This is a genomic window from Desulfobulbus sp., assembly GCF_031547805.1.
Lineage (GTDB): Bacteria > Desulfobacterota > Desulfobulbia > Desulfobulbales > Desulfobulbaceae > Desulfobulbus.
In genome coordinates, this window is the sequence record NZ_JAVBRQ010000030.1 from 20,330 (window position 1) to 33,399 (window position 13,070).

10 protein-coding genes are annotated in these 13,070 nt (G+C 62.4%); 5 read left to right on the forward strand and 5 right to left on the reverse strand.

The window, feature by feature from the left end:
* Positions 1–26: 26 nt before the first annotated feature.
* The 5 genes from RMR13_RS10550 to RMR13_RS10570 all read right to left on the reverse strand — a co-directional run bounded on the left by RMR13_RS10550 (position 27) and on the right by RMR13_RS10570 (position 5,877).
* Positions 27–1,451 (reverse strand): DUF898 family protein, encoded by a 1,425-nt coding sequence (locus RMR13_RS10550; protein WP_310600595.1) that lies wholly within the window; start codon positions 1,449–1,451, stop codon positions 27–29.
* A gap of 743 nt (positions 1,452–2,194) precedes the next feature.
* On the reverse strand, positions 2,195–2,668 hold the full coding sequence (locus RMR13_RS10555; RefSeq protein ID WP_310600596.1) for a DUF4411 family protein: 474 nt from the start codon (positions 2,666–2,668) through the stop codon (positions 2,195–2,197).
* Positions 2,665–3,972: an XRE family transcriptional regulator gene (locus RMR13_RS10560; protein ID WP_310600597.1), complete on the reverse strand. Its 1,308-nt coding sequence runs from the start codon at positions 3,970–3,972 to the stop codon at positions 2,665–2,667. Before RMR13_RS10560 ends, RMR13_RS10555 begins: the two co-directional genes overlap by 4 nt.
* 217 nt (positions 3,973–4,189) lie before the next feature.
* On the reverse strand, positions 4,190–5,437 hold the full coding sequence (gene umuC, locus RMR13_RS10565; protein ID WP_310600598.1) for a translesion error-prone DNA polymerase V subunit UmuC: 1,248 nt from the start codon (positions 5,435–5,437) through the stop codon (positions 4,190–4,192).
* A gap of 2 nt (positions 5,438–5,439) precedes the next feature.
* Positions 5,440–5,877, reverse strand: a complete 438-nt coding sequence (locus RMR13_RS10570; protein WP_409070285.1) for a LexA family protein — start codon at positions 5,875–5,877, stop codon at positions 5,440–5,442.
* Between the two features lie 270 nt (positions 5,878–6,147).
* Between RMR13_RS10570 and fdnG the strand changes: the two genes are divergently transcribed.
* From fdnG to RMR13_RS10595, 5 genes are all read left to right on the forward strand, one after another.
* Positions 6,148–9,219, forward strand: a complete 3,072-nt coding sequence (fdnG, locus tag RMR13_RS10575) for a formate dehydrogenase-N subunit alpha (RefSeq protein WP_310600600.1) — start codon at positions 6,148–6,150, stop codon at positions 9,217–9,219.
* Positions 9,220–9,230: 11 nt separating this feature from the next.
* On the forward strand, positions 9,231–10,103 hold the full coding sequence (gene fdxH, locus RMR13_RS10580) for a formate dehydrogenase subunit beta (RefSeq protein WP_310600601.1): 873 nt from the start codon (positions 9,231–9,233) through the stop codon (positions 10,101–10,103).
* Entirely contained in the window at positions 10,100–10,720 is a 621-nt protein-coding gene (locus tag RMR13_RS10585) for a formate dehydrogenase subunit gamma (protein ID WP_310600602.1), read from the forward strand. The genes fdxH and RMR13_RS10585 overlap by 4 nt, the downstream gene beginning before the upstream one ends.
* A 90-nt stretch (positions 10,721–10,810) precedes the next feature.
* Positions 10,811–11,719, forward strand: coding sequence for a formate dehydrogenase accessory protein FdhE (gene fdhE / locus RMR13_RS10590; RefSeq protein WP_310600603.1), 909 nt, complete (start codon positions 10,811–10,813; stop codon positions 11,717–11,719).
* 76 nt (positions 11,720–11,795) lie between these two features.
* Complete coding sequence (locus tag RMR13_RS10595) at positions 11,796–12,995, forward strand: MFS transporter (protein ID WP_310600604.1); 1,200 nt, start codon at positions 11,796–11,798, stop codon at positions 12,993–12,995.
* Positions 12,996–13,070 lie beyond the last annotated feature (75 nt).

Sequence of the window (13,070 nt, forward strand, 5' to 3'; positions counted from 1 at the left end):
CAAATGCCGCGCGGCTCCTTCTGGGCTTAAAAGCCGATGTCAATATCGAAGAAATCGGCGGCCTCGCCGCCCAGGGCCGAAACCCCGGCCTGGTGGCTGGCGACGAAATCGTCGAGATCGCCCTGAATGATCATCTCGGTATGCTCGGCGGCATAGCGGGCGGTACGGACCTTGGCAAAGGGATAATACAGCCCCAGGCTCAGCATAATGCCCAGGGTGTTGGTCAGTACCAGCCACAGATACGAGCCGAAGGCATAGCTGGTCACGATCCGGTGCGGCCCGATCTCGGTCTTGCCGAAACGCAGGTTGACCATCCTGACCTTGTACAGGGCGGACATGATCACCCAGGCCAGGGAGGCCAGCACCATGCCCGCCAAGGCCGACATTTGCCGGACTTCCGGCGCCAATTCCTGCACCATTTGGCCGAGTGCGGCGACCCCTATGCCGCCCGCCGCGCCCAGCACCAGGCCGAGTACCGCCAGGATGGCGAAGGCGACGAAAAAGTTTCCCACCGTGCTGCGGTTGGCGAACCTGGCCGAGCCGTAGCAGGACCGATCGATCAGGTAATGGGTCTGGCGGTGCCAGATCACGGGCAGGAAAAATAGGAACACGGTCAAGAGCGGCCAGAGCAAAAAAGCCCGGAAGGACTCTCCCAAACTGCCGGTAAAGGCGAAACGCACTCCCCGCCAGGCCGTGTAATGGCGCTGGAACCGCAGGCTTTGCCGTACGATCCACGGCGTCAGCAGCAGGAGGATCAAGCCGCCGATCGGGTTGATCAAGGGATACAACTGCGCCACCGCGGAAAAGGCCGCGAACACGGCAAAGACCAGCAGCCGCCCCTTGAGGATCTTCACCGGCTCGGCCAGGTATTCGAACGCGTTGCCGCCGAGGCTGGTGTTGCCGTAGAAATAGCGCATGGTCCGCACTTTGGCCCAGGCGGACCAGACGCCCAGGGTGAGGATGGTCAACAGCACATTGACCACCCAAATCTTGTAAAACTCGCCGCCGCTGCCGCTGAAGACAAAGGGCATCCGGCGCTGCCCGCTCGCCACGGGCCGGGGTGGACGGGACGGTGCCTCGGCCGGGTTTTCCGGGGAGATCGGCGGCTCGGTCGCAGGCGGTTGCTCTTCCCCGGCCGGCGCCGGTTCCGGTGAGGAAGAGGACTCCGGCGCTGGCATCGGCGTGGGCGGGGCGGACCAGACGGTCTTCTTCTCGACCGCGACGACCGCCATCACCATCCCCAGCTGCCGCAGCCGTGCCGCGCCCTGCTCGGCCGCCTCCCTGCTGGGAAAACGTTTGACGATGATCCGGCGGCCGGCAAACAGCGCCTCGGTTTTGGCGGGATCGCAGCGCATGAACGCCGCAAAGCGCGTCTTCACCTCTTCCACATCCTGTCCTTCGGCCACCTGGCCCTCAAAAACCAGGGCGTATTCTCTCTCGTTGGTCTCCATGCGCCGCCATCCCTCCTGGTGTTTGTCCGTCGCTCTCGATCCGTGCCGGCGGTTGCCCGCGTATCTTCGATTGTAGCGGCTGTTGGCGACGAAACAAAAAAAATATGGCCGCAAGGTCGTTTCCGGTCGGCGGCGGACGGCATCGCCGCCAGGATCGAGGGGACCTGTCCGCTCCTGTCCCGGCCGGTCCCTGTCCGTCCGCACGCGGCGGCGCACCTGATGTGTCGCCCCGTCGCTCCCAAAAAATGTCCGGGCGATTTGTTCACCCTTTGCCAACTCGGAGCAAAAGTCCACGTCACGCGAAAAATGGCACCTGGAAAAAGTCTGTGTCGGGAAAAAACAAAAACGCCTGCGGTGGGCTATGCCGCAGGCGTTCAGGTCAAACTGTTCGTGAGGCTGTTTACGGGCGCTTGTCGCTTGCCAGCTTTTCCGTGGCCGGATCCAGAACCGTGAGCTTCGTCATGAAGTTTTCCATTGAATGGAAGGTATGATAGGAAAAACTGAGGGCCACTCAAATTCAACCGATTTTACCCTGGACGGTATTCTGTTGAAATTTCTCATCTCTGTGTCCGTCGAAATAACAAGCAAAAGACGTTCGGCACAATGACAACGCTGGACAGATTGTCATTTGGAATACAAGGTTCGGGAGTAAACTGGGGCATTCTTGACACTAAATAGCCCCAGCCTTAGGTAAAGGCTGGGGCTATTTGATGATTTTGCTAGCGAATAGTGTCGTAGTCAATTTATATGGGCATAGTACTACGCAATTCCCACATGAAACCAGGAAGCGTCAGGCATGGGACATGAAGGCCTTCACAGATAGTAGGAATTTTCTTATTTTTGATCACCGATGTCTCTTTAGGTTTTTCTCCAGTCACAACAGTCCCGCCGGCTGCCATGGCATGAGCGATGACGTAGGGGTCGGCTCTCAAAAATTCTAGGTCTGTCTCAGTGGGGTTTCCATACCCAGCAAGCGCATGTGGCAAAGAGAATATACATTCTGACGTTTTGCAGGAAAATGTCGCTTGATGGCTATTAACCCATTCTACCAAGTCGTCATTACCACAAGTCACTTCATTGTGTACGGCTTCAGGTATTCTCAATACGCCATCTGTTCCCAGTCGTACGAGCCAATTCCAGAACTCCGGCTTTCCAGTTATAGGAAAATGCAAATTTTTTGCATCGATAAGGAAGTTGGAGTCCAAAAAATAGGTCATCGCATTACCTGTTCAAATCGATTGACGGGGAGGTTCATGAGACGGGCGGCATCCTGGAGCCCGATACGCCCTTCCCGCGCTGCGATAACAAATGTGTGTATGGTTTTCCCGCCAAGCCTATATTTTGCCATTTGCGTGGGGCCAGGCGCTCCTTCTTGCTGCGATTGCTTTTCCTTATGCTTGACCCACCTAGCCTTATAAAAGGCGAGTAGACTTCCGTATTCCTGGCTGTCGATAAGATTCATATCGAGCAAACGCCTACCAATAACGGCTCCACTCACTTTGAAATATCTTGCAACAACATCGACAGAACAACTAAGTTCTCCTTGTGGTTTTTTCCATTTGACTAGTAAGTCAGCCGCAGGCACCAAAAATTCAGCCGCAACACTGTTGCAGAGTTTTTCATGGTCCCCATCGCCGCCATTATTTCCCAGAGCATTAAAGTTGGATACCCCGCTGGAGCCTAGCCAAAGGTGGGCTAGCTCATGAACCAAGGTAAACACCATCGCCGCCTTGGCATCATTGGGGTTAACAACAACCAGAGGCACTAATTCATCTGCCAACGCGATGCCGCGAAATTCCTCAGCAGGGATATTGGAATGGTGGCTACCAACATTGCCTTCCAAAAGAACGTATACCCCTATATTTTGGGCCAAATCGCGCAGATAGCCGAACATAGCATCTTCACTGCGTATACGCCGTTGTTCTTCAACGCTGGCTCCGAGGGCTGCTCGGAGCGTGCCAACGAACTGTTGAACGGGTGTACTCTCAGAAAGAGAACCTATGAAGGGTAGCTTTGGATTCCTGGCGTCTTCCGCCAGAGCGCGTAATTCTTGATGTAAAAGGGAGATCCGACGCCTTAAGGCGGCGAATTCAGGGCTGTCGGTGGGGGATAGTTTATCCCACACTGCACGGAAATCCGCCATGCTCGCAACTTTTTGCGGAGGCTGCGCCAAGAAAAACGTAAGCAGCGGGCGGCGGTATGCAGAAGCAATCTTCTCCAGTTGACTCAGCGAAGGGGTATCTTTACCCTCTTCCCACGCTGCCAACCTATCTTCCGCCGTCAATACGGGTTCATCCTTCTTTTTGCGTGGCGGAGTGATCTTGGCACGCGAAGCCGCCTCATGGAGACTTAGCCCGGCCTCCAGGCGAGCCCACTGTAATACAGAGGGATTTATAGGGATAGATTGCTGCTGCATGGTATTCTTGAGGGTGAGTGAAAGACAAATTCCAAATATCCTCACAAGCGAAACCTCGCCAAGAAGATAGCCTGGAATCAATTTTGACGCAATCTGATTGAGCACAAGTTAGGCGCAGGCATTTGGGGGCTTAATGTTGACATTGAAGCAGAAATGAGAGGGATGCACTCTCCAATGATACACGCTTTTCAATATTTGGAGGTAGCCCCCATTGTCCGAATGGACACAATCGAAATCAATTCATTGAATTTACTTAAAATATTCAAACCTTGGATTTCCAGCAAACCTGGAAATCCACGCGGCACGGACCGGCCAACGACGGCTAGCGCACGCAGGGGATCGCGTTCCAGTTGGTGGTGTAGGAGGGGGAGAGGTGGTTGCGGAACATGGTCCAGGACGGGTCGATGCCCTGGTTGGCCCAGAAGACCCGGCCGCGGCCGCTGTGGTTGATCCGGTCGAGGGCCGCCATCAGGGCGTCGCTGGCGTGCAGCCCCTGCTTGCCCAGCAGGGAGAGCTGCAGCGGCGTCGTGGGGCAGCAGTCGTGCAGCATCACCCCGGCCTTGACATAGGCATGGCCCTCTTTCCAGATCGATTCCAGCAGCCGGCGGGCCAGCCGGTGGAAATCGCGGGTATCGCCGCTGGGGACGGGCAGGCTGCCATGGGCGGCATTGCCGTAGTAGGGCGCGGCGGCGTGCGAACTGGTCTGGATGAAAACGCTCATGCTCCTGGCGTACTGGCGCCCCCGGCGCAGTTTCTCGCAGGCCGTGGCGGTGTAGGTGCAGACCGCCTGATGCATGGCCGCCAGGTCGGTCACCCGTTCGCCGAAGGAACGCGAGGAGATGATCTGCTTGCGCGGCGGCGGGGCCTCGTCCAGTCCGAAGCAGGGCAGGCCGTCGAGTTCTGCGGCCGTGCGGGCCAGCGTCACGCTGAAGCGCCGGCGCAACTCGCCCTGGTCGCGGGCCGCGAGATCGAAGGCGGTTTCGATGCCCATCAGCCGCAGCCGCCGGGACAGCCGCCGGCCCACGCCCCACACCTCCTCCACCGGCATGATCCGCAACAGGCGCAGCTGCCGCTTGCGGTCGTGCAGGTCGACCACGCCGCCGGTGGCCGGAAACCGCTTGGCCGCGGCGTTGGCCAGCTTGGCCAGGGTCTTGGTCGGCGCCATGCCGATGGCCACGGTGACGCCGGTCCATTGGCGGACCGTGGTGCGCAATTGCCGGCCAAAGTCCTCCAGCCCGGCGATTCCCCCCACATCGAGAAAGGCCTCGTCGATGGAGTAGAGCTCCACCTCCGGCGCCAATGCGGCGAGGATGCGCATCACCCGCTGGGAGATGTCGGCATACAGGGCATAGTTGGACGAAAACACCTCGACGCCGTGGCAAGCGATGGCCTCCCGGAGTTGATAGGCCGGCACCCCCATGGGAATGCCCAGGGCCTTGGCGGCCGGCGAGCGCGACACCACGCAGCCGTCGTTGTTCGACAGCACCACCACCGGCCGGTGCCGCAGGTCGGGGCGGAACAGCTGCTCGCACGAGGCGTAGAAATTGTTGCAGTCGACCAGGGCGAACACGGCTACTTGAACCGCCGGACCAGGCCGGTGACCTTGCCGACGATCTCGAAATCGTCGTGTTCGCGCAGCACGATCGGCTCGTAGGCGCTGTTGCGGGGGATCAGCCGGAGAATGGGGGTGGTAGCCAGTTCCTTGACGGTCAGCTCGCCGTTGACGATGGCGATGACGATGTCGCCGTGGCGCGCCTCCCGGGAGCGGTCGACCGCCAGGATGTCGTCCGGGTGGATGCCGGCCTCGACCATCGAACTGCCGGTGACCTTGACGAAAAAGGTGGCGGGCGGATTGGTGACAAGCAGGTCGTTTAAGTCGAGGGCCTGTTCGATGTAGTCCTCGGCCGGCGAGGGAAATCCGGCCGACACCGACTCCGTTGCCAGGCAAACGGCCGTCCTGGCCGTGGCCTCCGGCCGGCCCACGATCTCGATCTCCTTGATTTTCGGCATCCGCATCACTCTTTCCTCCCGAAATGCCGCACCCCGGCATCCCCTCACTCTACCAGGACAGGCGGTCCGGGTCGAGCCCGGAATGATACCACAACGCGGGGAGTCGCATCCATCCCGCCATTTTGCTTGACAAACATGCCACCACCTGCTCAGCTAACGCATAGTTTACCGCATTTACCGGACATTTTTTCACAAGGAGTTCCACCACCAGAGCAGTCGAGTACCCACATTCACCATAAGCCCTGAGCTACAAACACGGAGGAAGACGCGATGCACATCAATCGACGGCAGTTCTTCAAAGTTTGCACAGCCACCGTCGGCAGTTCCAGCCTTGCCACCCTGGGTTTCAGCCCGGACGAGGTCCGGGCCGAAGTTCGCGAGTTCAAGCTGACCCGCACCACCGAAACCCGCAACACCTGCCCGTACTGCTCGGTGGGATGCGGCCTGCTCATCCACAGCTTGGGGGATTCCTCCAAAAACGCCGTTGCCGACATCGTCCATATCGAGGGCGACCCGGACCATCCGGTCAACCGCGGCACCCTCTGTCCCAAGGGCGCCGGCCTGCTGGATTTCGTCCACAGCCCCAACCGGCTCAAATATCCCGAATACCGCGCCCCGGGCAGCAAGCAGTGGCAGCGCATCTCCTGGAACGAGGCCTTCAGCCGGATCGCCACCCTGATGAAAGCGGACCGGGACGCCCACTTCATCGCCAAGAACGACCAGGGCCAAACGGTCAACCGCTGGCTCTCCACCGGCTTTCTCGCCGCCTCCGCCTCCAGCAACGAAACCGGCTTTCTGACGCAGAAAATCGCCCGCAGCCTGGGCATGCTCGCCTTCGACAATCAGGCCAGGGTCTGACACGGCCCCACGGTGGCAAGTCTTGCCCCCACGTTTGGCCGCGGCGCCATGACCAACCACTGGGTCGACATCAAGAATGCCGACCTCATCCTGATAATGGGCGGCAATGCCGCCGAAGCCCATCCCTGCGGCTTCAAATGGGTGACCGAAGCCAAGGCCCATCGCAAGGCCAGGCTGATCGTGGTCGACCCCCGCTTCACCCGCTCGGCGGCGGTGGCCGACGTCTACGCCCCGCTGCGCGCCGGCACCGACATCGCCTTTCTGGGCGGCGTGATCAACTACCTGTTGAGCAACGACCGGATTCATCACGAATACGTCAAGAACTACACCGATTTCTCCTTTCTGGTGCGGGAGGATTTCTCCTTCGACGACGGCCTGTTCAGCGGCTACAACCCCGAGAAACGGAGCTACGCCAAAACGAGCTGGGGCTACCAGCTCGGCCCGGACGGCTACGTCCTCACCGATCCGACCCTGGCAAACCCGCGCTGCGTCTACCAGATGCTGAAAACCCACTACGGGCGCTATACCCCGGAGGCGGTGGCCTCCATCTGCGGCACGCCCAAGGAGGATTTCCTCAAGATCTGCGGCCTGATCGCCGAAACCGCCGCGGCCGACAAGACCATGACCGTCATGTACGCCCTCGGCTGGACCCAGCATTCCCAAGGTTCGCAGATGATCCGCACCGGGGCCATGGTCCAGCTGCTGCTCGGCAACATCGGCGTTGCCGGCGGCGGCATGAACGCCCTGCGCGGCCATTCCAACATCCAGGGCTTAACCGACCTCGGCCTGCTCTCCAACCTGCTGCCCGGCTACCTGACCCTGCCCGGCGACGCGGAACAGGACTACGCCGCCTACCTCGGCGCCCGGGCCTCCAAGCCGCTGCGGCCGGGCCAGCTCAGCTACTGGCAGAATTACGGCAAGTTTTTCGTCAGCGTCATGAAGTCCTGGTACGGCGACGCGGCCACGGCCGAGAACAACTGGTGCTACGATTGGCTGCCCAAGCTCGACAAAGGCTACGACATCCTCCAGGTCTTCGAGGACATGCACCAGGGCCGGGTCAACGGCTACGTCTGCCAGGGTTTCAATCCCCTGGCCTCGGCCCCCTGCAAGATCAAGGTCGCCGGCGCCATGGCCAAGCTGAAATACCTGGTGATCATCGATCCCCTGGCCACGGAAACCTCCGAATTCTGGCAGAACCACGGCGAGTACAACGATGTCGATCCCGCCAAGATCCAGACCGAGGTCTTCCGGCTGCCCTCCACCTGTTTTGCCGAGGAGGACGGCTCCCTGGTCAATTCCGGGCGCTGGCTGCAGTGGCACTGGAAAGCGGCCGAACCGCCCGGCGAGGCCAAGGGCGACCAGGCGATCATGGCCGGCATTTTCTTGAAGATCCGGGAAATGTACCAAAAGGAAGGCGGCGCCTTTGCCGACCCGATCCTCAACCTGAGTTGGAAATACAAGCGGCCCGAGGAGCCCTCGCCCGAGGAGCTGGCCCGTGAGTTTTCCGGCACCGCGCTCAAGGATCTGACCGATCCCAAAGATGCGGCCAAGGTGTTGCTCAAGGCGGGCCAGCAGCTGAACGGGTTCGCCGAACTCCGGGACGACGGCTCGACCGCCTGCGGCTGCTGGATCTTCGCCGGCTGCTGGTCGGAAAAGGGCAACCTGATGGCCCGCCGCGACAACTCCGACCCCTACGGCATCGGCCAAACCCTGAACTGGGCCTTTTCCTGGCCGGCCAACCGGCGCATCCTCTACAACCGCGCCTCCTGCGATCTTGCCGGCAAGCCCTACGACCCGGCGCGCAAGTTGATCGCCTGGAACAAGGTTGCCGGCGCCTGGTCCGGATCCGACATTCCCGACTACAGCGCAATCACCCCGCCGGAAAGCGGTATGGGACCCTTTATCATGAATCCCGAGGGGGTGGCCCGATTCTTTGCCGTGGACAAGATGGCCGAAGGCCCCTTCCCCGAGCACTACGAGCCATTCGAGTCGCCCTTGGCCGCCAACCCGCTCCACCCGAACAACGCCAAGGCCCGGTCCAATCCGGCGGCCCGGGTGTTCAAGGACGACTGGGACAGCTTCGGCACCGCCGACCAGTTTCCCTGCGTCTGCACCACCTACCGGCTCACCGAGCATTTCCATTTCTGGACCAAGCACGCGCTCTTGGACGCCATCCTGCAACCGGAGCAGTTCGTCGAAATCGGGGAAGAGCTGGCCAGGGAAAAGGGGATCAAGGCCGGGGACAGTGTCCGGGTCAGGTCCAAACGCGGCTTCATCGTCGCGGTGGCGGTGGTCACCAAGCGGATCCGCACCCTGGACATCGCCGGCCGCAAGGTCCATACCGTCGGCGTGCCGATCCATTGGGGCTTCATGGGGGTGACGAAAAACGGCTACATCACCAACACCCTGACCCCCTTTGTCGGCGACGCCAACACCCAGACGCCGGAGTTCAAATCGTTCCTCGTCGCCATCGAGAAGGTGTAAGGAGGTGAGCCATGGCACTACAATCGCTTGATATCAAAAGACGTTCCGCCACCACCACGCCCTCGCCCAGCGTCCGCAAGCTTCCGGAGGTCGCGAAACTGATCGACATTTCCAAGTGCATCGGCTGCAAGGCCTGCCAGGTGGCCTGCATGGAATGGAACGACCTCCGCGACGACATCGGCACCAACCGGGGGGTCTACGACAATCCGCCCGACCTGTCCGATCGGTCCTGGACGGTGATGCGATTCGCCGAGGTCGAGCCCACGCCCGGCCGGCTGGAATGGCTGATCCGCAAGGACGGCTGCATGCACTGCGCCGATCCGGGCTGCCTCAAGTCCTGCCCCGCCCCCGGCGCGATCATCCAGTACAGCAACGGCATCGTCGATTTCCACCAGGAGGCCTGCGTCGGCTGCGGCTACTGCGTCATGGGCTGTCCCTTCAACATCCCCCGGCTCTCCCGCAAGGACGGCAAGGCATACAAATGCACCCTCTGCTCCGACCGGGTGGCCGTGGGCCAGGAGCCGGCCTGCGCCAAGACCTGTCCCACCGGGGCGATCGTCTTCGGTTCCAAGGAGGACATGCTCGAACACGCGGCCGGCCGCATCGCCGACCTCAGGCAGCGCGGCTTCGCCCTGGCCGGGGTCTACAACCCGACCGGGGTGGGCGGCACCCACGTGATGTACGTGCTCCAGCACGCCGACCGGCCGGGACTGTACAAGGGCCTGCCCAGGGATCCCGGCATCAGCCCGCTGGTGGTCCTGTGGAAGGAGATCGCCAAAACCCTGATGAGCATCGGCCTGGGCGCCGCCGTGGTCGGCGGCATTGTCCACTACCTGAGCCAGGGGCCCAACGAGGTTCCCGAGGAAGAGGAGGAAACGTCATGAACACGCATGCACTCATCCAGCGGCACAGCGCCGGCGAGCGGCTCAACCATTGGCTGGTGGCCCTGGCCTTCGTCCTTGCCGCCCTGTCCGGGCTCGGGTTCTTCCATCCCGCCTTTTTCTGGCTGACCGGCCTGTTCGGCGGCGGTACCTGGGCGCGCATCCTGCATCCCTTTTTCGGCGCGGTCCTGGCCCTGTCCTTTTTCGTCTGGGCGGGCCGGGAATGGAAGGACAACCGGATCGTGGCTGCGGATTGGCAATGGGCCAGGCGCATGGGGGACGTCCTCCGCAACCGGACCGACAACCTGCCGCCGCTCGGCAAGTACAACCTGGGCCAGAAGCTGCTGACCCGGACCATGCTGGTGGCCATCCTCCTGTTGCTGGCCTCCGGCATCCTGATCTGGCAGCCGTGGTTCGCGCCCGAGTTTGCCATCGCCCAACGCCGCATCGCGGTGGTGGTACACGCCGGCGCCGCTTTTGTCGCCCTGATCGGCTTCATTGTCCATGTGTACGCCGCCTACTGGACCCGCGGTTCGATCCAGGCCATGACCAGGGGCACGGTCACCCGCGCCTGGGCCCGACACCACTCCGCCGACTGGTACAAGAAGATCGCGGAGTAACGGCAAAACGCTCCATGGGGCGAAGCGGCGGCCAACTCGTCGGCCCATGCTTCGCCCTTCTGTCCCCTCACCATCGCCCGCGGGTACGCCATGATCACGACTCCCATCCTGCAACCTGGCCAAGTCGAGGCCCCGGCCGGCGACATTCCGGCCTTGTTTCTTCCGGCGGCGGACCTCTTTGCCCGCCGGTCGCGGCGATTCGGCCACCTGGCGCCGGGGCACGGCCTGGCCGACTATCTCCTGTTTTTGGCGCGGCTGGCGGAATGGCAGCAGCAGGAGCTGGACCGCCCGACCGATCTGGACCTGCCGGATGTCCACCTGCTGGCGCAATGCCGCGAGCACGCCATGCCGCCGCTGGCCCCGGCCGGGTGGCCCCGCCATCCCAGCTGGCGGGACGCGGTCTTCCGCGCGGTCGAGGCGGTCGCCCACCTGCTGCCCGCCAAGGGCAGGCAGGCATTGACGCCGCTGCTGCACGGCGATTTCGCCTGGCTGGACATCCAGGCGCATACGCTGCTCAACGGCCCGGCCGCCGAACTCGATCTGGCCTCAGCCCCGTTCATCGGCGCGACCCTGCAGGCGCAATGGACCCGTCTGGCCCGCGGCCTCCAGCCGGAACAGCTCGGCCGGCCGGAACACCCGGCCATCTGCCCGGTCTGCGGCAGTCCGCCGGTGGCGTCGGTCATCCGCGCCGAGGCATCGGCCCGCGGACTGCGTTATCTGCACTGCGCCCTCTGCGGTTCGGAATGGCACGTGGTGCGCGCCAAGTGCGTCCAGTGCGACAACACCAGGGAGATAGGTTATTACGGCCTGGAAAACGCCCACCCGGCGGTCCGCGCCGAGGCCTGCTCGGAATGCCGCTGCTACCTCAAGGTGCTGGTTCGGGAGCACGATGCCTCGGTCGATCCGGTCGCCGACGACATCGCCACCCTGACCCTTGACCTGCTCATGGATGAAAAACAGAAATACGCCTGCATCGGCACCAACTTCTTCATGATGTGAGCCCGCGGCGGCCCGCCGTAAGCCGCCGCCGCCTTTCCCCTTCCCGCCCGAGCCGTCCGCACCCCCGTTTCTGCCCATGACCGGCAACATCCTCAAGCTCAACATCTTTTCCGCTCTCAAGATGATGCTCTTCCCCATGGCGATCATCACCGTGTTCTGGAAAGACCAGATCGGCCTGTCGCTGGCGGAGATCCTGCTGGTCAACGTCTTTTTCTCCACCGCCAACCTGCTGATGGAATACCCTTCCGGCTATGTCAGCGACCGGCTCGGCTACCGCCTCTCCCTGCTCATCGCCTGCGGCTTCTCCCTGGCGGGCTGGACCGCCTACCTCTTTGCCCACGGCTTCTGGCACGTGATCGGCGCCGAACTGCTGCTCGGGGTCGGCCACGCCTTCATCAGCGGCTCGGACAGCGCCCTGCTCTACGAGACTCTGCGGGCCGACCGGCGGACCGAACTCTACATCCGCTGCGACGGGAGGATGGCGGGGTGGGCTCAGATCGGCGAGGCGGGCGGGGCGCTTTGCGCCGGCCTGCTCTACGTGGCCGACCCGCTGCTGCCGTTCGCGGTCCAGATCGGGGTGTGGCTGGTCGCCCTGGCGGTGGCCCTATCCCTGCGCGAGCCCCAGGGGGAAAAAAGCCCCCATGTCGCCTCTCACCTGCACGAGGCCCTGCGCATCAGCCGCTTCGGCCTGGTCGAGCAGAAGCAGGTCCGGGCGACCATGGTGTTCGGGGTGCTGCTCGGTCTGGCATCCTTTTACCCGGTTTGGCTGGTGCAGCCGTTCATGCAGCAATGCGGGGTGCCGCTGGCCTGGTTCGGGCCGGTCTGGGCCGGCGCCAACCTGACGGTGGCCCTCTGTTCCTCGCTCAGCCATCGGCTGTACGACCGGCTGGGCCTTGCGCGCCTGTGCCTGCTCTTCATCGGCCTGACGGTCCTGGCCTTTGCCGGCCTGGGCTTGACCTCCATGGCCGGCAGCTTCCTGTTCTACTACCTGCTGACCGCGGTGCGCGGCCTCCAGGGCCCGGTCATCCGCAATTTCCTCCAACGGGATGCCACCCGATTCATGCGGGCCAGCCTCCTCAGCCTGCACAGCCTGCTCTTCCGGATGGGCTACGTGGTCAGCGGCCCCTTGATCGGCTGGGTCAGCGATGTCCGGGGAGTACAGGCCGCCTTTCTCGCCCTGGCCTGTCTCTTTGCCGTCGCGCTCCCCCTGGCGGCCCGCAGTTTCCTCCATCACCAGGGCAGGGCCGATCGCGGCCGGCCCTCCGCTTCGGCCTGAACCGACCGGCTGGGCAACCACGCCACTGTCACCGAAAGAACAATATTCCGGGATCTTGCCCGCGCAACCGCACCT